Source organism: Brevundimonas sp. (assembly GCF_051858995.1).
Taxonomy (GTDB): Bacteria; Pseudomonadota; Alphaproteobacteria; order Caulobacterales; family Caulobacteraceae; genus Brevundimonas.
Map to the genome: position 1 here is coordinate 12423 of NZ_JBHYGN010000013.1, position 17696 is coordinate 30118.

Annotated in this window: 18 protein-coding genes; all 18 read left to right on the forward strand. The window is 67.2% G+C overall.

Annotated elements, in window-relative coordinates; translation table 11 throughout:
- Positions 1-7 precede the first annotated feature (7 nt).
- Positions 8-2053, forward strand: coding sequence for an NADH-quinone oxidoreductase subunit NuoG (gene nuoG / locus ACTIEF_RS15020; protein WP_439472951.1), 2046 nt, complete (start codon positions 8-10; stop codon positions 2051-2053).
- A gap of 6 nt (positions 2054-2059) precedes the next feature.
- On the forward strand, positions 2060-3124 hold the full coding sequence (nuoH, locus tag ACTIEF_RS15025; RefSeq protein WP_439472952.1) for an NADH-quinone oxidoreductase subunit NuoH: 1065 nt from the start codon (positions 2060-2062) through the stop codon (positions 3122-3124).
- Entirely contained in the window at positions 3124-3357 is a 234-nt protein-coding gene (locus ACTIEF_RS15030; protein WP_439472953.1) for a hypothetical protein, read from the forward strand. The genes nuoH and ACTIEF_RS15030 overlap by 1 nt, the downstream gene beginning before the upstream one ends.
- Positions 3354-3569, forward strand: a complete 216-nt coding sequence (locus ACTIEF_RS15035) for a hypothetical protein (RefSeq protein WP_439472954.1) — start codon at positions 3354-3356, stop codon at positions 3567-3569. The genes ACTIEF_RS15030 and ACTIEF_RS15035 overlap by 4 nt, the downstream gene beginning before the upstream one ends.
- Entirely contained in the window at positions 3569-4060 is a 492-nt protein-coding gene (nuoI, locus tag ACTIEF_RS15040) for an NADH-quinone oxidoreductase subunit NuoI (RefSeq protein WP_439472955.1), read from the forward strand. Before ACTIEF_RS15035 ends, nuoI begins: the two co-directional genes overlap by 1 nt.
- Before the next feature lie 180 nt (positions 4061-4240).
- Complete coding sequence (locus ACTIEF_RS15045; protein WP_439472956.1) at positions 4241-4867, forward strand: NADH-quinone oxidoreductase subunit J; 627 nt, start codon at positions 4241-4243, stop codon at positions 4865-4867.
- Entirely contained in the window at positions 4867-5175 is a 309-nt protein-coding gene (gene nuoK / locus ACTIEF_RS15050) for an NADH-quinone oxidoreductase subunit NuoK (RefSeq protein ID WP_141626506.1), read from the forward strand. Before ACTIEF_RS15045 ends, nuoK begins: the two co-directional genes overlap by 1 nt.
- A 2-nt stretch (positions 5176-5177) precedes the next feature.
- Positions 5178-7271 carry an NADH-quinone oxidoreductase subunit L gene (gene nuoL, locus ACTIEF_RS15055; protein WP_439472957.1) on the forward strand — a complete coding sequence of 698 codons (2094 nt, stop codon included), beginning with the start codon at positions 5178-5180 and terminating at the stop codon, positions 7269-7271.
- A gap of 11 nt (positions 7272-7282) precedes the next feature.
- Positions 7283-8758, forward strand: a complete 1476-nt coding sequence (locus tag ACTIEF_RS15060; protein WP_439473120.1) for an NADH-quinone oxidoreductase subunit M — start codon at positions 7283-7285, stop codon at positions 8756-8758.
- A gap of 7 nt (positions 8759-8765) precedes the next feature.
- Positions 8766-10211 carry an NADH-quinone oxidoreductase subunit NuoN gene (nuoN, locus tag ACTIEF_RS15065; RefSeq protein WP_439472958.1) on the forward strand — a complete coding sequence of 482 codons (1446 nt, stop codon included), beginning with the start codon at positions 8766-8768 and terminating at the stop codon, positions 10209-10211.
- Between the two features lie 4 nt (positions 10212-10215).
- The gene (locus ACTIEF_RS15070) at positions 10216-10965 is read left to right on the forward strand and encodes a biotin--[acetyl-CoA-carboxylase] ligase (protein WP_439472959.1); all 750 of its coding nucleotides are present in this window, start codon (positions 10216-10218) and stop codon (positions 10963-10965) included.
- Positions 10962-11744: a type III pantothenate kinase gene (locus ACTIEF_RS15075; RefSeq protein WP_439473121.1), complete on the forward strand. Its 783-nt coding sequence runs from the start codon at positions 10962-10964 to the stop codon at positions 11742-11744. The genes ACTIEF_RS15070 and ACTIEF_RS15075 overlap by 4 nt, the downstream gene beginning before the upstream one ends.
- Positions 11741-13420, forward strand: a complete 1680-nt coding sequence (locus tag ACTIEF_RS15080; protein ID WP_439472960.1) for a ribonuclease J — start codon at positions 11741-11743, stop codon at positions 13418-13420. The genes ACTIEF_RS15075 and ACTIEF_RS15080 overlap by 4 nt, the downstream gene beginning before the upstream one ends.
- A gap of 122 nt (positions 13421-13542) precedes the next feature.
- A complete protein-coding gene (pyrH, locus tag ACTIEF_RS15085; RefSeq protein WP_439472961.1) occupies positions 13543-14286 on the forward strand; it encodes a UMP kinase in 744 nt (247 codons plus the stop codon).
- A 30-nt stretch (positions 14287-14316) separates the two neighbouring features.
- Positions 14317-14874: a ribosome recycling factor gene (gene frr, locus ACTIEF_RS15090; RefSeq protein ID WP_439472962.1), complete on the forward strand. Its 558-nt coding sequence runs from the start codon at positions 14317-14319 to the stop codon at positions 14872-14874.
- A gap of 30 nt (positions 14875-14904) precedes the next feature.
- Positions 14905-15663 carry a polyprenyl diphosphate synthase gene (uppS, locus tag ACTIEF_RS15095; protein WP_439472963.1) on the forward strand — a complete coding sequence of 253 codons (759 nt, stop codon included), beginning with the start codon at positions 14905-14907 and terminating at the stop codon, positions 15661-15663.
- Complete coding sequence (locus tag ACTIEF_RS15100; RefSeq protein WP_439472964.1) at positions 15663-16490, forward strand: phosphatidate cytidylyltransferase; 828 nt, start codon at positions 15663-15665, stop codon at positions 16488-16490. Before uppS ends, ACTIEF_RS15100 begins: the two co-directional genes overlap by 1 nt.
- On the forward strand, positions 16487-17683 hold the full coding sequence (gene dxr, locus ACTIEF_RS15105) for a 1-deoxy-D-xylulose-5-phosphate reductoisomerase (RefSeq protein WP_439472965.1): 1197 nt from the start codon (positions 16487-16489) through the stop codon (positions 17681-17683). Before ACTIEF_RS15100 ends, dxr begins: the two co-directional genes overlap by 4 nt.
- The last annotated feature ends 13 nt before the right edge of the window (positions 17684-17696 follow it).

Genomic DNA, 17696 nt, shown 5'->3' on the forward strand with positions numbered 1-17696 from the left:
GCGGGTAATGCCCATCGCGAAAGTCAACGGCGTAGAGACCGAGTTCGAGCCCGGTATGACCGTGCTCCAGGTCGCCGAGCGCGCCGGTCATGAAATTCCGCGCTTCTGCTACCACGAGCGGCTGTCGATCGCCGGCAACTGCCGCATGTGCCTTGTCGAGGTGAAGCCGGGACCGCCGAAGCCGCAGGCTTCGTGCGCGCTCCCGGCCGCCGACGGCCAGGAAATCTTCACCGACACGCCGATGGTGAAGAAGGCCCGCGAAGGGGTGATGGAGTTCCTGCTCATCAACCACCCGCTGGACTGCCCGATCTGCGACCAGGGCGGGGAGTGCGACCTGCAGGACCAGGCCGTCGGCTACGGTCGTGACGGCTCGCGCTACGCCGAGAACAAGCGCGCGGTCGAAGAAAAGAACATGGGTCCGACGGTGAAGACCTTCATGACGCGGTGCATCCAGTGCACCCGTTGTGTCCGCTTCATCACCGAGGTGGCGGGCGTGCCCGACATCGGCATGATCTCGCGCGGCGAGGACGCCGAGATCACCACCTATCTGGAAAAGAACATCGACAGCGAGCTGTCTGGAAACGTCAACGACCTTTGCCCGGTGGGGGCCCTGACGCACCGCCCGTGGCAGTACCACTATCGTCCGTGGGAGCTGAAGAAGACCGAGACCATCGACGTCATGGACGCGCTGGGCTCGAACATCCGCGCCGACTTCAAGGGCTCGGAAGTCATGCGCGTGCTGCCGCGCGTGAATGAAGGCATCAACGAGGAGTGGCTGTCGGACATCAGCCGCTACGCCGTCGACGGCCTGCAGCGCCAACGTCTGGACCGCCCCTACGTCCGTGAAAACGGTCGCCTGCGCGCCGCCTCGTGGGATGAGGCTCTGGGCGTCGTGGCCGCCAAGCTTAACGCCGCCCCGGCGGACCGCATCGGCGTGGTCGCGGGCGACCTGCAGGACGCGGAATCGATGAAGGCGGCGCTGGACCTGTTCCGCGCCCTGGGCTCGGCCAACACGGACTGCCGTCAGGACGGCGCGGCGCTGGGCGTCGGTCCGCGCGAGGGCTGGCTGTTCAACAGCGGCCTGCAAGGCATTGAAAACGCGGACGCTGTCCTCATCGTCGGCGCCAATCCGCGCAGCGAGGCTCCGCTGCTGAACGCCCGCCTGCGCAAGGCCTGGCTGGCCGGCAAGACCGAGATCGGCCTGATCGGCGAACAGGCGGCCCTGACCTTCGACTACAACTGGCTGGGCGCCGGTTCGAAGACCCTGGGCAAGCTGCCCAAGGCGGCCGTCGACTTCCTGACCAAGGCCGAGCGCCCGGCGATCATCGTCGGCTCGGGCGCCCTGACCGGCGCGACCGGCCCGGCCGTGTTGAACGCCCTGGGCGCGCTGGCCAAGAAGGTCGGCGTGGTCACCGAGGGCTGGAACGGCTTCAACGTCCTGCACGCCGCCGCCTCGCGCGTCGCCGGCCTGGACATGGGCTTCATCCCGGGCGAGGGCGGCAAGACCGTCTTCGAAATGATCAAGCCGGGCGCGCTGGACGTGCTGTTCCTGCTCGGCGCGGACGAGATCGAACTGGGCGGTTCGGACGCCTTCCGCGTCTATCTGGGGTCGCACGGCGACCGCGGCGCGCACGGCGCCGATGTGATCCTGCCGGGCTCGGCCTACACCGAGAAGGCGGGCCTGTACGTGAACACCGAGGGCCGGGTGCAGATGGCGGAACGCGTCGTCTTCCCGAAGGGACAGGCCAAGGAAGACTGGGCCGTCCTGCGCGCCCTGTCGGCCCTGGTCGGCCAGACCCTGCCGTATGACACCCTGGACGCCCTGCGTTCGAAGCTGATGGCGGATCATCCGACGTTCGGCCGCATCGACTATCTGCCGGCGCCCGCGTCGTTCGACGTGGCGGCGCTGGGCCAGAAGGGCGACCTGGGCGACATCGCCTTCGCCTCGCTGGTGCGCGACCCCTATCTGAACAATCCGATCACGCGCGCCAGCGTGACCATGGCCGAGCTGTCCGCCCAGCGGATCGCCCCGGTCGCGATGGCGGCGGAGTAAGGCTCTATGGACTTCTGGACCACTCCTCTCGGCTGGACCCTCGCCACCATCGGCGCGATCCTGCTCGTCACCGTCGGCGTGCTGGTGGCCGTCGCCTTCCTGCTGCTGGCTGACCGCAAGGTCTGGGCCGGCATCCAGATGCGCAAGGGCCCGAACGTCGTCGGCCCGTTCGGCCTGCTTCAGTCCTTCGCGGACATGATCAAGTTCGTGCTGAAGGAAATCGTCGTGCCGGCGGGCGCCGACAAGTCGATCTTCCTGCTCGCGCCGATCATCACCGTGATCACGGCCTTCATGGTCTGGGCGGTCATCCCGTTCGCGCCGGGCTGGGTCATCTCTGACCTGAACATCGGCATCCTGTACGTGCTCGCGATCAGCTCGCTGGGCGTCTACGGCATCATCATGGGCGGCTGGGCTTCGAACTCGAAGTATCCGTTCCTGGGCGCCCTGCGTTCGGCGGCGCAGATGGTGTCGTACGAAGTCTCGATCGGCCTGGTGATCATCAACGTCATCCTGCTGGCCGGCACGATGAACCTGTCCGAGATCGTCTCGGCCCAGCAGGGCGGGATCTGGAACTGGTTCGTCTTCGGCGGCGGGCTCGACACCTGGCCGACGATCATCGTGCTGTTCCCGATGATGATCGTCTTCTTCGTCTCGGCCCTGGCCGAGACCAACCGCCCGCCGTTCGACCTGCCGGAAGCGGAGTCGGAACTCGTGGCCGGCTATCAGGTGGAATACAGCTCGACCCCGTACCTGCTCTTCATGATGGGCGAGTACGTGAACATCGTCTTCATGTGCGCCATGATCTCGATCCTGTTCTTCGGCGGTTGGAACCCCGGCGTGCCGCAGGCCTGGCTGGACGCCCTGCCGGCGTGGCTCGAGTACACGATCTACCTGCTGACCTTCTTCGCGAAGATCGTCTTCTGGTTCCTGATGTTCGCCATCGTGAAGGGCTTCGTGCCGCGCTACCGCTATGACCAGCTGATGCGTCTGGGCTGGAAGATCTTCCTGCCGACCTCGCTGGTGGCGGTGGTCTTCACGGCGGCCTGGCGCGTGTTCGCGGTGGGCCACTGATGATCCGCGCGCTCGTCCTTTCCGGCCTGATGCTGGCGGCCCTGTCCGCCGGCGGCTGCCAGACCGTCTTCCGGCCGATCCAGCCGGAGGCGAGCTCGCCCATGGGCGATCTGGCGCGGGCGGAGCGGGCGCGCGACCGCAACGCGCGCAACCATCCGGCCTGCCGGTCGGATCGCAGCGAGCGCGACGACCAGCCGGAAGGCTGCGAGCGCGTGGTGAGGCGGGGCCGATGATCCGTCTAGCGACCCTCATCCTGGCCGCGGTCACGCTGACCGCCTGCGCCGGCAAACCGTATGAACCCCTGCCTGTGTCTGGCTATCAGTGGCAGCAGCGGCAGGAACGCATCGAACGCCGGGAGGCCGAGCGCCTTCAGCGTTGCGAGGCGATGGATAAACAAAGCGAGCGTTACGCCCGCGAGTGCCCGCGTACCGGAGGCGCGCAATAATGTTGAACCGTCTCGTCCAGGCCGCGAAGGGGGCGTTGCTGATCGACGCCGTCGGCGCCTTCGGCCTGACCCTGAAATACATGGCCCGTCCCAAGATGACGGTGAACTATCCCTTCGAGAGGAATCCGCAGTCGCCGCGCTTCCGGGGCGAGCACGCGCTGCGCCGCTATGCGAACGGCGAGGAACGCTGCATCGCCTGCAAGCTGTGCGAGGCCATCTGCCCGGCCCAGGCCATCACCATCGAGGCCGAACCGCGCGCCGACGGCAGCCGCCGCACGACCCGCTACGACATCGACATGGTGAAATGCATCTACTGCGGCCTGTGCCAGGAGGCCTGCCCGGTGGACGCGATCGTCGAGGGTCCGAACTCGGAGTTCACGACCGAGACCCGCGAGGAACTGCTGTACGACAAGGAGCGCCTGCTCTCGAACGGGGATCGTTGGGAACGACTGATCGCCAAGAATCTGGAACTCGACGCGCCTTATCGCTAGAGCGAAATCGGCCCGGCGCCTTGGGCGTCGGGCTCAGATTTCGCTCCAGTGATATCCGACCATTTTTTGGATTTGGGCCATTCGGCCCAAGGCAAAAATGGTCTAGGGCGCACACGCTGAACGGGGAGGGCGATTCCGAACGGGGTCGCCGCCCATAACCGAAAGGGGCTCTGGCCTCCGATGTTGCAAGGCATTGCCTTCTATCTGCTGGCGGCGGTTGCCGTGGTGAGCGCCCTCCTGGTCGTCACCTCGAAGAACCCCGTGCACAGTGTTCTCTTCCTCATCCTGACCTTCTTCACGGCGGCGGGTCTGTTCGTCCTGCTCGGCGCGGAGTTCCTCGCCATGCTGCTGGTGGTCGTCTACGTCGGCGCCGTCGCGGTGCTGTTCCTGTTCGTGGTCATGATGCTGGACGTCGACTTCCTGCGGCTGCGGGAAGGGTTCGCGCGCTACATGCCGCTGGCGGTGATCGTGGCGGGCGTGCTGCTGGCCGAGATGATCATGATCTCCCTGGCCACGGTCGTCGGCGGCGCGGCTGCGGATGCGACGGTTCCGGTGGCCGCCACGGCGGACGCCTCGAACATCGAGACCATCGGTCGGGTGCTCTATACGGACTACGTCTACTTCTTCCAGGCGGCGGGCATCGTCCTGCTGATCGCGATGATCGGCGCCATCGTCCTGACCCTGCGCCACAAGCCCCACGTCAAACGCCAGAACGTCGCTGATCAGGTCGGTCGCGACGCCAAGAAGGCCATGGAAGTGAAGTCGGTCGCCACCGGCGCGGGCGTCACCCCCGAGGATCTGATCTGATGGTCGTCACCCTGCAGCACTATCTGGCGGTCGCCGCCATCCTGTTCACCATCGGTGTCTTCGGCATCTTCGTGAACCGCAAGAACGTCATCATCATCCTGATGTCGGTCGAGCTGATCCTGCTGGCCGTGAACATCAACTTCGTCGCCTTCTCGACCTACCTCAACGACGTGTCGGGGCAGATCATGGCCATGTTCGTGCTTACCGTCGCGGCCGCCGAGGCCGCCGTGGGCCTGGCCATCCTGGTGACCTTCTTCCGTAACCGCGGCGATATCGCCGTGGACGACGCCTCGGTCATGAAGGGCTGATCGTGAACCTCCAGCTCCTCGTCACTCTCGGGATCTTCGCGCCGCTGCTGGGCGCGGCCATCGTCGGCCTGTCGGGCCGCCGGTTGGGCAATGTCCTGTCGCAGTCCATCACCACGGGTCTGCTGTTCTTCGCCTGCGCCGTCTCCTGGACTGTCTTCGGCCAGTGGACCTGGGGCCATCTCGAGCCCTTCACCATCACGCTGGCGCCGTTCATCCACGTCGGCGACTTCATCTCGAACTGGTCGATCCGCATCGACGCCCTGTCGGCCACGATGCTGGTGGTGGTGACCAGCGTCTCGTCGCTGGTTCACCTGTACAGCTGGGGCTACATGGCCGAGGACCCGGACAAGCCGCGGTTCTTCGCCTATCTGTCGCTGTTCACCTTCGCCATGCTGGCGCTGGTAACCGCCGCCGACTTCATGCAGCTTTTCTTCGGCTGGGAAGGCGTGGGTCTGGCCTCGTATCTGCTGATCGGCTTCTGGTACAAGAAGCCCACCGCCAGCGCCGCCGCCATCAAGGCCTTCGTGGTCAACCGCGTTGGCGACTTCGGCTTTGCCCTTGGCATTTTCACCGTCTTCTGGATGTTCGGCACGATCCAGTTCGCCGAGTTCTTCCCGCTGATCGCCGCCAAGGCGGGCACGGGCTGGGAGTTCCTGGGCCACACCTGGTCGGCGCTCGATCTGGCCGCCTTCCTCCTGTTCATCGGCGCGATGGGCAAGTCGGCGCAGTTCTTCCTGCACACCTGGCTGCCGGACGCGATGGAAGGCCCGACCCCGGTGTCGGCCCTGATCCACGCGGCGACCATGGTGACCGCCGGCGTCTACATGGTCTGCCTGCTGTCGCCGCTGTTCGAGTATGCGCCGACGGCCTCGGCCATCGTCGCCACCATTGGCGCGGTCACGGCCCTGTTCGCCGCGACGGTCGGTCTGGCCCAGAACGACATCAAGCGGGTCATCGCCTATTCGACCTGTTCGCAGCTCGGCTACATGTTCTTCGCCGCGGGCGTGGGCGCCTATGAGGCGGCCATGTTCCACCTGTTCACCCACGCCTTCTTCAAGGCCCTGCTGTTCCTGGGCGCCGGTTCGGTGATCCACGGCATGCACCACGAGCAGGACATGCGGAAGATGGGCGGCCTGTGGAAGCTGCTGCCGATCACCTATGCGGTGATGACCATCGGCACGATCGCCATCACCGGTCTGGGCATCCCCGGGATCGGCGGTCTGGCGGGCTTCTATTCGAAGGACGCGATCATCGAGAGCGCCTTCGCCGCCGCGGCCTCGGGCCATTCGCCGATCGGCCTGTTCGCCTTCTTCGTCGGCATCTTCGCCGCCGGTCTGACGGCCTACTATTCGTGGCGTCTGGTCTTCATGACCTTCCACAACAAGCCGGTCTGGAAGGACGAGCACCATGATGATCATTCCCACGCGCATGCTGATCACGCCGCGCACGCCCAGATCGAGACGCACGACGAGCCGCTGGCCGATCACGACGATCACGCCCATGATGACCACGGCCACCACGGTCCGCTGAAGCCGCACGAGAGCCCGCCGGTGATGCTGGTTCCGCTGCTGCTGCTGTCGGTCGGCGCCGTCTTCGCCGGTCTGGTCTTCGCGCCCTTCTTCATCGGGCACCACGAGGGCGAGTTCTGGAAGGCCGCCATCTTCTCGGGTCCGCACAACCACGTCCTGCACGACGCCCACTCGGTTCCGACCTGGGTGAAGTGGTCGCCGCTGATCATGACCCTGATCGGCACCTTCGCGGCCTTCTGGCTCTATGTCCTCAAGGAGGGCATGGCGCGCCGGATGGCCGATCGCGGAAGCCCGGTCCACGCCTTCCTGATGAACAAGTGGTACTTCGACGAGCTGTACGACTTCATTTTCGTCAAGGGCGCCAAGGCTGTCGGCGACTTCTTCTGGAAGATCGGCGACGTGAAGATCATCGACGGGGGAGGGCCCAACGGCTTCGCCTGGCTGTCCCGCAAGTTCGCCGGCGGGCTGGCCCGCTTCCAGTCCGGCTATGTCTATTTCTACGCCTTCGTGATGCTGCTCGGCCTGGCCGGCTTCCTCGCCTTCGCTATCTATTGGTGGGGAGCCTGATCTTGCCCCAGATCCCCTTCATCCTGAGCGTCGTCACCTTCCTGCCGCTGGTGGGCGCCGCCCTGCTGCTGCTGACCCGTCTGGGCGGCAAGGGCTCGGACAGCGCCGCGCGCTGGATCGCCCTGACGACGACCCTGGCGACCCTGGTCGTCTCGGTCGTGCTGGTGGCCAATTTCGACTCGTCGAACCCGGCCTACCAGTTCGTTGAGCTGGTCCAGTGGTTCTCGGGCGCCAGCTATCACCTGGGCGTGGACGGGATTTCGATCCTGTTCGTCCTGCTGACCGCCTTCCTGATGCCAATCTGCATCCTGGCCAGCTGGAGCACGATCAAGGAGCGCGTCAGCGACTATATGATCGCCTTCCTGGTGCTGGAGACGCTGGTCATCGGCGTGTTCACGTCGCTGGACCTTTTCCTGTTCTACATCTTCTTCGAAGGCACCCTCGTCCCGATGTTCATCATCATCGGGGTGTGGGGCGGCCAGAACCGCATCTACGCGGCGTACAAATTCTTCCTGTACACCCTGCTGGGATCGGTCCTGATGCTGCTGGCCATGCTGTGGATGGCGCACACCGCCGGCACCACCAGCATTCCGGAACTGAAGGACTACGCCTTCTCGCCGACCGTGCAGCCGCTGCTGTGGCTGGCCTTCTTCGCCTCGTTCGCGGTGAAGATGCCGATGTGGCCGGTGCACACCTGGCTGCCCGACGCCCACGTGCAGGCGCCGACGGCGGGTTCGGTCATCCTGGCCGGCATCCTGCTGAAGCTGGGCGGCTACGGCTTCATCCTGTTCAACCTGCCCATGTTCCCGCAGGCGTCGCAGATGTTCGCCCCGCTGGTCTGGACCCTGTCGGCCATCGCCGTGGTCTACACCTCGCTGGTCGCCTTCCGTCAGACCGACATCAAGAAGCTGATCGCCTATTCGTCGGTCGCCCACATGGGCTTCGTGACCATGGGCATCTTCGCCGGCAATGATCAGGGCGTGCAGGGCGCGGTCTTCCAGATGTTGAGCCACGGCCTGATCTCGGGCGCGCTCTTCCTCTGCGTCGGCGTCGTCTACGACCGGATGCACACCCGCGAGATCGCCTTCTACGGCGGTCTGACCAGCCGGATGCCTTGGTTCGCCGCCATCTTCCTGATGTTCACCATGGCCAACGTCGGCCTGCCGGGGACCTCGGGCTTCATCGGCGAAATCCTGACGATGACCGGCATCTATCAGGTGTCGACCTGGACGGCGCTGTTCGCGGCCTCGGGCGTGATCTTCTCGGCGGTCTACGCCCTGACGCTGTACCGCAACGTCATGTTCGGCGAGATCACCAATCCGAAGCTCAAGGACATCGCGGACATCGACAAGCGCGAGCTGCTGATCTTCGTGCCGCTCATCGTCGGCACCCTGCTGCTGGGCGTTCAGCCCGGCCTGGTGCTGGACTACACAAACGCCTCCGTTCACGCCCTGACGTCCGCCTATCAACTCGCGATCGGTGGCTGAGACCATGATGCCTGATCTGATTTCCGCCCTTCAAATCTCGGCCCCCGAGATCACGCTCGCGGTCGGCGGCCTTGTGCTGCTGATGATCGGCGCCTTCTCGGGCGAACGCGCCACCGGCCTGGTGTCCTGGCTTTCGGTGGCCCTGCTGATCGCCGCCACCGCCGTGACCGTCACCGGGCCGCTGGGGCGGGCCTTCAGCGGCGCCTATGTGGCTGATCCGCTGGCCGTCTACGGCAAGGCCGTGATCTTCCTGTCCAGCGCCGCCGCCATCGTGCTCGGCAACGGCTGGATGCACCGCCAGAAGATCGCCAAGTTCGAGTTTCCGATCCTGATCGTGCTGGCTTCGGCGGGCATGGGCATGATGGCCTCGTCGGGCGACCTGATCTCGCTCTACGTCGGCATCGAGCTGCACTCGCTGGCCCTGTATGTGCTGGCCGCCTATCACCGCGACGACCTGAAGGCGTCGGAAGCGGGCCTGAAGTATTTCGTGCTGGGCGCCCTGTCGTCGGGCCTGCTGCTGTACGGCGCCAGCCTGATCTACGGCTTCACCGGCTCGATGCGCTTCGAGGACATCGCCGCCTACGCCGCCGCCAACCCGTCGACCGGCCTGATCTTCGGCCTGGTGTTCCTGATTTCGGGTCTGGCCTTCAAGGTCTCGGCCGCGCCGTTCCACATGTGGACGCCGGACGTCTACGAAGGCGCGCCGACCCCGGTCGTGGCCCTGTTCGCCTCGGCCCCGAAGATGGCCGCCATGGTGCTGATCGCCCGCACTCTCGAAGGGGCCTTCGCCAACTCACACCACCAGTGGGCGCAGGTGCTGATCCTGATCTCGCTGATCTCGTTCGCCGTGGGCGCGTTCGGCGGTCTGGTGCAGAAGGACATCCAGCGCCTGCTGGCCTATTCGTCGATCGCCAACATCGGCTACGCCCTGCTGGGCATCGCGGCGGGCACGACCTTCGGCATCCAGGCGATGCTGATCTTCATGACCCTGTACATCATCGACCAGTTCGGCTTCTTCGGCCTGTTGCTGTCGCTGGGCCGCAACGGCCGTCCGATCCGCAAGATCAGCGATCTGGCCGGCCTGCGTAAGGAGCGTCCGCTGACCACCGTCGCGCTGACCATCCTGTCGCTTTCGGTGCTGGGCATGCCGCCGCTGTCTGGCTTCTGGGCCAAGTACTACGTCTTCGGCGCCGCCGCCGACGCGGGCTACTGGATGGCCGGCGCCGCCGGTCTGGTGGCCTCGGTCGTGGCGGGCTTCTACTACCTGCGCATCATCAAGGTGATGTGGTTCGACCCGGCCCCGGAAGGGACCGCGCCGACCGACGCCGCGCCGGTGGAAGCCAAGACCATCGCCCTGGGCGCCGCCGCCTTCAGCTTCCCGCTGGTCATCATGGCCCTGATCTGGCTGGTTCCGGCGGCCGAACGCGCCGCCGTGGGCTTCGGGGTCGGCTGAGGCCTTGGCGACCGCGCCGGTCCTGCTGCTCGACCAGATCGACTCCACCAACGCCGAGGCCCGTCGCCGGGCCGAGGCGGGCGAGACCGGACCCCTGTGGATCGCCGCCCACCGCCAGACCGCCGGGCGCGGTCGGCGGGGCAGGGCGTGGCAGGACAACAGCGGCAACCTGTTCAGCACCCTGCTGACCACCACCCGCAAGCCGCCCGCCGAGGCGGCGCAGGTGACCTTCATCGCGGCCCTGGCCGTGGCGGACCTGCTGGACCGCTATGCGCCCCCGTCCGTGGTGACGATCAAATGGCCCAATGACGTGATGCTGGCGGGGGTGAAGACGTGCGGCATCCTGGTGGAGTCCGGCGCCCATGCCGATGGCGGGCTGTGGCTGGCCGTGGGGATCGGGGTCAATCTGGCCGAGGCGCCGGGGGGGACCGAGCGTCCGGCGACGGCCCTGTCCCATCACCTGTCCGCTGACCATATCGCCCCGCCGCCGGTGGAGCGGGCGGCGGAGGAGCTGGCCGGGACCTTCGGCGTGTGGCTGGACCGTTGGGAGACGCTGGGCTTCCAGCCGATCCTCGACGCCTGGGCCGCGCGCACGCCGGGGCTGGACGGTCCCGCCATCGCCCGGCTGGGGCATGAGACCCTCGAGGGCCGGGCGGAGGGCGTCGCGCCGGACGGGGCGTTGCGTCTGAGGCTGGCGGATGGTTCGCTGCGGCTGGTGTCGGCGGGCGACGTATTCTTCGGGGGGACCCACTGATGCTGCTGGCGATCGAGCAGGGCAACACCAACACGCTGTTCGCGGTCCATGACGGGAGCGAGTGGATCGCCCAGTGGCGCGCGTCCACCGATTCGCAGCGGACGGCGGACGAGTACGCCGTCTGGCTGGCCCAACTGCTGACCACGCGCGGGCTGACGCTGGCGGACCTGACGGGGTGCATCATCTCGTCCGTGGTGCCACAGTCGATCTTCAACCTGCGCAACCTGTCGCGCCGCTATCTGTCGGCCGAGCCGCTGGTGATCGGCGACAATGCCGAGCTGGGCATGACGGCGCGCATCCTGAAGCCGAGCGAGGCGGGGGCGGACCGGCTGGTCAACGCCATCGGGGCGCACCTGATGTATCCCGGCGACCTGATCGTCATCGACAGCGGCACGGCCACCACCTTCGACGTGATCGCCGCCGACGGCGCCTTCGAGGGCGGAATCATCGCGCCGGGCGTGAACCTGAGCCTGCAGGCCCTGCACGAAGCGGCGGCCATGCTGCCGCGCATCGCCATCCAGAAGCCGGACAAGGTGATCGGCAAGGACACGGTCTCGAACATGCAGTCTGGCGTGTTCTGGGGCTATATCGCCCTGATCGAGGGCCTGGTGGCCCGGATCAAGGCTGAGTGGGGCAAGCCCATGACCGTCATCGGAACCGGGGGCGTGGTGTCCCTGTTCGAAGGCGCGACCGACAGCATCGACCGGTTCGATCCGGACCTGACCATCCGCGGCCTGCTCGAAATCTGGCGGCGGAACACCCACATCACGGGCCAATGACCAAAACCAAATCCAAAGAGAACGAACTCGTCTTCCTGCCGCTGGGCGGCTCTAACGAGATCGGCATGAACCTGAACGCCTACGGCTTCGGGCCCGCCGAGAACCGCCAGTGGATCGTCGTCGATGTCGGCGTGACCTTCGGCGACAACTCCACCCCGGGCGTCGACGTGATCGTGCCCGACCCGACCTACCTCGAGGGCGAGGACATACTCGGCATCGTGCTGACCCACGCGCACGAGGACCATATCGGCGCCCTGGGCTGGCTGTGGCCGCGCATCAAGGCGCCGCTGTACGCCACGCCGTTCACCGCTTTCCTGATCCGCGAGAAGCTGCGCGACGCGGGCCTGCTGGATCGGGTGACCCTGCACGAAGTGCCGCTGGGCGGCCAGATCGACCTGGGCCCATTCAACGTCGAGATGGTGACCATCACCCACTCGATCGCCGAGCCGAACGGCCTGGCCATCAAGACCCCACTGGGCACCGTCCTGCACACCGGCGACTGGAAGATCGACAACGATCCGGTCGTGGGCGAGCGGACCGACGTCGACACCATCAAACGTCTCGGCGACGAGGGCGTTCTGGCCATGGTCTGCGACTCGACCAACGTCTTCCAGGAAGGCGTGGCGGGCTCGGAAGGCGATGTGAAGGTCGCGCTGGCCGAGCTGATCTCGGGCCTGAAGGGTCGGGTGGCCGTGGGCTGCTTCGCGTCGAACGTGGCCCGGATGGACAGCGTGATCCGCGCTGCCGAGGCCGCCGGGCGCCGCGTGGCGCTGGCGGGCCGGTCGATGCACCGGATCACGGCGGCGGCCAAGTCGGTCGGCATGCTGTCGGACATCCAGCCCTTCCTGTCGGAAGAGCAGGCGCGCCACTGGCCGGCGGAGGGCATCCTGTACCTCTGCACCGGCAGCCAGGGCGAAAGCCGCGCGGCCCTGTCGCGCGTCGCCGAGGGGACCCACCCGTTCATCAAGCTGGGCAAGGGCGACCACTGCATCTTCTCGTCGCGGGTGATCCCGGGCAACGAACTGGCCATCGGACGGCTGCAGGACACCCTGTCTGAGCGCGGGGTGCGCATCTACACCGAGAAGGAATACCGGGGCATCCACGTGTCGGGTCACCCGTGCCGGGATGAACTGCGCCAGATGTACCAGTGGGCGCGGCCGCAGATCGCGGTGCCGACCCACGGCATGCGCCGCCACCTGGCCGAGCACGCCCTGCTGGCCAAGGATATGCAAGTGCCGGAGACGGTCACGCCCCGCAACGGCGACATGATCCGCCTGGCTCCCGGTCCGGCGGGGATTATCGACGAAGTGCCCTCGGGCCGCCTGTTCGTCGACGGCGGCATGCTGGTCGAGGAGGCGGGCGAGGCCCTGCGCGAGCGCCGTCACGCCTCGACCAACGGGGTGCTGATCGTCAGCTTCGCGCTCGACAAGCGCGGCAAGATCGTCAGCGACATTGATGTGCGCGGCCTGGGCCTGCCGGGTGATGAGGACACGCCGCTGGGCGACATCCTCGACACCATGGCCGAGCGGGTCGAGCAGGTGGTGCGCGGCCTGAAGGGCGAGGCGCTGGAGGACGAGCTGGTGGTCGAACAGGCCGTGGCCCGCGCCCTCAAGAAGGCCAGCCAGTCGGTCTGGGATCGTCGCCCGATCGTCGAGACGATCATCCTGCGCATCTGAGGGACGGGGGTAGGGGCGGGGAGGTTATCTGGCGCGATCCACCGTCAGAGATCGTCCGGGGCTTTGAAGCGGGCGGCGAGGTTCCTATAAGGAGCCGATTCCCCCGCCCAAGGTCTGCCCCCATGCCCGACGTCCCGTCCGAGTTCCGCTACAAGCGCGTCCTGCTCAAGGTCTCGGGCGAGGTGCTGATGGGCGATCAGGGCTACGGCATCGACATGAAGACCGTGGCCGACGTGGCCGGGGCCATCGCCGAGGTGGCCCGCGAGGGTGTCGAGATCTGCCTGGTCATCGGCGGCGGCAACATCTTCCGCGGCCTGTCGAAGGCGGCGGGCGACATGGATCGCGCCTCGGCCGACTACATGGGCATGCTGGCGACCGTGATGAACGCCCTGGCCATGCAGGCGGCGCTGGAGAAGATCGGCGTCCAGACCCGGGTGCAGAGCGCCCTGGTGATGAACGCCGTGGCCGAGCCCTATGTGCGTCGCCGCGCCCTTCGTCACCTCGAGAAGGGCCGCGTGGTCATCTTCGCCGCGGGCGTGGGCGCGCCGTTCTTCACGACCGACTCGGGCGCCGCCCTGCGGGCCGCCGAAATGGGCTGCGACGCCCTGCTGAAGGGCACCAGCGTGGACGGCGTCTATACCGCCGACCCCAAGAAGGACCCGAACGCCACCCGCTACGACACCCTGACCTACCACGACGTTCTGGCCCGTGACCTGAAGGTCATGGACGCCTCGGCTGTGGCCCTGATGCGTGACTCGGGCATTCCGATCGTGGTCTTCTCGATCCGGGAGGACGGTTCGTTCCGGAACGCCCTGACCGGGAAGGGCCATTTCACCGTCATCAGCGCTGACGGCAAGGCCGCCTGACAACCCTATAAGAAGCCGAGAGAAACGATCATGGCCAAGCCCGATCTCAAGACCTACCGCGACCGCATGGACAAGGCGGTCGACGCCCTGAAGGAAGAATTCGCCGGCCTGCGCACCGGCCGCGCCAACGCGGGCCTGCTGGACCCGGTTCGGGTCGAGGCCTACGGCTCGACCTCGCCGATCACCGCCGTCGCCGCCATCAGCGTGCCGGAGCCCCGCATGATCTCGGTCAGCGTCTGGGACAAGGGCATGGTGGTCTCGGTCGAGAAGGCCATCCGCGCCGCCGGTCTGGGCCTGAACCCGATCGTGGACGGCCAGACCCTGCGCATCCCGATCCCGCCGCTGACCGAAGAGCGCCGCAAGGAATATGTGAAGCTGGCCGGCAAATACGCCGAGCAGCAGAAGATCGCCGTCCGCAACGTGCGTCGCGACGCCAACGACGACCTGAAGAAGGCCGAGAAGGCTTCGGACATCAGCCAGGACGAGCAGAAGAAGATGGAAGCCGACGTCCAGAAGGACACGGATGCGGCCATCAAGCGCATCGACGAGGCCTTGAAGGTCAAGGAAGTCGAAATCATGCAGGTCTGACGGCCCGATCTGCCATAGGATAGCCGACGCATGAGCGCCGAACCCCTCTCTGACCAGCCCCCGGGTCTTGCCTCTCTGGGGCCGCGCCATGTCGCGTTGATCATGGACGGCAACGGCCGCTGGGCCGAGGCGCGCGGCCTGCCGCGCGCCATCGGGCACCGGGAAGGGGTTCAGGCGCTGAAGCGGACCATCCAGGCCGCGCCGAAGCTGGGCATCAAGTGCCTGACCGTCTTCGGGTTCTCGACCGAGAACTGGCAGCGCCCGGCGGAAGAGGTGTCGGACCTGATGGGGCTGGTCCGGACCTATGTCGGCAGCGATCTGAAGCGGCTGGAGAAGGAGGGGGTGCGGCTGCGCATCCTGGGACGTCGCAAGGGCCTGCCGGACGACATCGCCAAGATCGTCGACAAGGCCGAGGCGACCACGGCCCACAACGACAAATTCATCCTGCAGGTCGCCTTCAACTACGGCGGCCGGGCCGACATCGTCGATGCGGCCCAGCGATATGTGGACCGGGTGAAGGCGGGTGAGGCGGTCGAGCCGCTGGACGAGGCCGCGCTGGGCGCGGGCCTGTCGACCGCGGGCGGACCTCCGGTGGACGTGATCGTCCGCACCTCGGGCGAATACCGGCTGTCGAACTTCCTGCTGTGGGAAGCCGCCTACGCAGAGCTGGTCTATCAGGACATTCTCTGGCCCGACTACGGCGAGGCCGCCCTGGCCGATGTGGTCGAGCAGTTCCGCAACCGCGACCGTCGCTTTGGCGGCCGTCCCGCCGCCCGCGTGGCCGGCTGATGGCCGTCGCGGCGCGCGATATCGGCCTGAGGGCCGCCTCGGCCGTCGTGCTGGCGCCCGCCGCCGTCCTGGCCATCTGGGCGGGCGGGCTGTGGTTCCTGGGCCTGATGCTGACCGCCTGCGCCCTGCTGGCGATCGAATGGGCGATGATGAGCGCGCCCAAGGCCTGGCGCCTGATGGCCGGGGCCGTTGGTCTGGGCCTGGTCGCGGCGGTGATCTCGGCCCACGTCGGTCAGTTGTCGCTGGCGCTGGTCATGCTGGTCTTCTGCGCCGCCGCCGCGGGCCTGTTCGCCCGCAGCCGGGGGCAGGAGGCGCTGGATGCCGCCTATGGCGTGCTCTACCTCGGCTGGCCCGCCGTCCTGCTGATCTGGCTGCGCGCCGCCGACAGCGACACCGGTCCGCACATGGGGCTGTACTGGACGGTCTTCGCCTTCGCCATCGCATGGGCCTCGGACATCATGGCCTATCTGGCCGGATCGACCATCGGCGGCCCCAAGCTGTGGCCGCGCTTCTCGCCCAACAAGACCTGGTCCGGCTTCATCGGCGGTCTGGCGGCGGGCACGGTCGCCGGCGCCCTGATGGGCGTCTATCTGGATATGGGCATCGGCCTGTGGGGCGGGGTTCTGGGTCTCGCGGCAGCTATCGCCACCATGGCGGGCGATCTGTGGGAATCGGCGCTGAAACGTCGCTACGGCGTCAAGGACGCGGGCAATCTGATCCCCGGTCACGGCGGGCTGCTGGACCGGGTCGACGGCCTGATGTTCGCCGTGGTGGTCGTGGCCTGCGGACGCCTGATCATTCTGATGACCGGCGGGGGCGGGGCGTGATCCGTCGTCGCATCACCGTGCTGGGCTCCACGGGCTCGGTCGGCTGCTCCACCCTGGACCTGATGGAACAGGCCGAGGCGGGCGGGGCGGGGGCCTTTGAGGTCGAAGCCCTGACCGGCGGCGCCAATATCGCGCGACTGGCCGAGCAGGCCCGTCGCTGGAAGCCGAAGGTGGCGGTGACCGCCGATCCGGCCCGTCTGGACGAACTGCGCGACGCCCTGTCCGGCAGCGGCGTCGAGGCCGCGGCGGGCGAGGCGGCGATCACCGAGGCGGCCTCGCGGCCCGCCGATTGGGTCATGGCCTCCATCGTCGGGGCGGCGGGACTGAAGTCGGCCTGGGCCGCCGCCGGGACCGGCGCGACGCTGGCGCTGGCGAACAAGGAAAGCCTGGTCTGCTGCGGTCCGGCCCTGATCCAGCGGGTGAAGGTGTCGGGCGGGCGGCTGATTCCGGTCGATTCCGAGCATTCGGCCATCTTCCAGGTCTTCCCTCATGGCGCCCCCGAGCAGGTGTCGAAGCTGACGTTGACGGCGTCGGGCGGGCCGTTCCGGACGCGCGCGGCCGCCGAGATGGGCTCGATCACGCCCGAGCAGGCCGTGGCCCACCCGAACTGGAGCATGGGCGCCAAGATTTCGGTCGATAGCGCCAGCATGGCCAACAAGGGCCTCGAGATGATCGAGGCGGCCTATCTGTTCGACATGCCCGCCGAGCGGATCGACGTGGTGGTGCACCCGGAATCGATCATTCACAGCACTGTCGAGTACGTGGACGGCTCCACCCTGGCCCAGATGGGGCCGCCGGACATGAAGACGCCCATCGCCTGCGCGCTGGGCTGGCCGGACCGGCTGCCCTGGCCGGCGCCGCGGCTGGATCTGGCTGCGCTGGGCCGTCTGACCTTCGAGGCGCCGGACGAGGCGCGCTTCCCGCTGCTGGGGTTGGCCCGCCGGTCGCTGCAGGCCGGGGGCGCGGCGCCGATTATTTTCAACGCCGCCAATGAGGTGGCCGCGCTGGCTTTCCTTGACCGTCGACTGGGCTTTCTCAATATTGCCGCAGTCGTCGCCGACACCTTGTCGCGCATGACGGCTTCGGGGGTGGATTCCGGGTCCCACAACGCTTGCGACGCGGCCCTGGCTGTGGATGCGGAGGCGCGACGGGTGGCGGAATCGATCGTTCGAGGTCTCGCCGCAGCGGCCTGAACGGCAGAGGATT

Bases quoted from the DNA above. Each gene is read 5' to 3' on its own strand.
- ACTIEF_RS15035 (WP_439472954.1), top strand. From the start codon at position 3,354: ATGATCCGTCTAGCGACCCTCATCCTGGCCGCGGTCACGCTGACCGCC.
- nuoN (WP_439472958.1), top strand. From the start codon at position 8,766: ATGCCTGATCTGATTTCCGCCCTTCAAATCTCGGCCCCCGAGATCACG.
- pyrH (WP_439472961.1), top strand. From the start codon at position 13,543: ATGCCCGACGTCCCGTCCGAGTTCCGCTACAAGCGCGTCCTGCTCAAG.
- ACTIEF_RS15100 (WP_439472964.1), top strand. From the start codon at position 15,663: ATGGCCGTCGCGGCGCGCGATATCGGCCTGAGGGCCGCCTCGGCCGTC.
- nuoG (WP_439472951.1), top strand. From the start codon at position 8: ATGCCCATCGCGAAAGTCAACGGCGTAGAGACCGAGTTCGAGCCCGGT.
- frr (WP_439472962.1), top strand. From the start codon at position 14,317: ATGGCCAAGCCCGATCTCAAGACCTACCGCGACCGCATGGACAAGGCG.
- ACTIEF_RS15030 (WP_439472953.1), top strand. From the start codon at position 3,124: ATGATCCGCGCGCTCGTCCTTTCCGGCCTGATGCTGGCGGCCCTGTCC.
- nuoI (WP_439472955.1), top strand. From the start codon at position 3,569: ATGTTGAACCGTCTCGTCCAGGCCGCGAAGGGGGCGTTGCTGATCGAC.
- nuoH (WP_439472952.1), top strand. From the start codon at position 2,060: ATGGACTTCTGGACCACTCCTCTCGGCTGGACCCTCGCCACCATCGGC.
- ACTIEF_RS15045 (WP_439472956.1), top strand. From the start codon at position 4,241: ATGTTGCAAGGCATTGCCTTCTATCTGCTGGCGGCGGTTGCCGTGGTG.
- uppS (WP_439472963.1), top strand. From the start codon at position 14,905: ATGAGCGCCGAACCCCTCTCTGACCAGCCCCCGGGTCTTGCCTCTCTG.
- nuoK (WP_141626506.1), top strand. From the start codon at position 4,867: ATGGTCGTCACCCTGCAGCACTATCTGGCGGTCGCCGCCATCCTGTTC.
- ACTIEF_RS15080 (WP_439472960.1), top strand. From the start codon at position 11,741: ATGACCAAAACCAAATCCAAAGAGAACGAACTCGTCTTCCTGCCGCTG.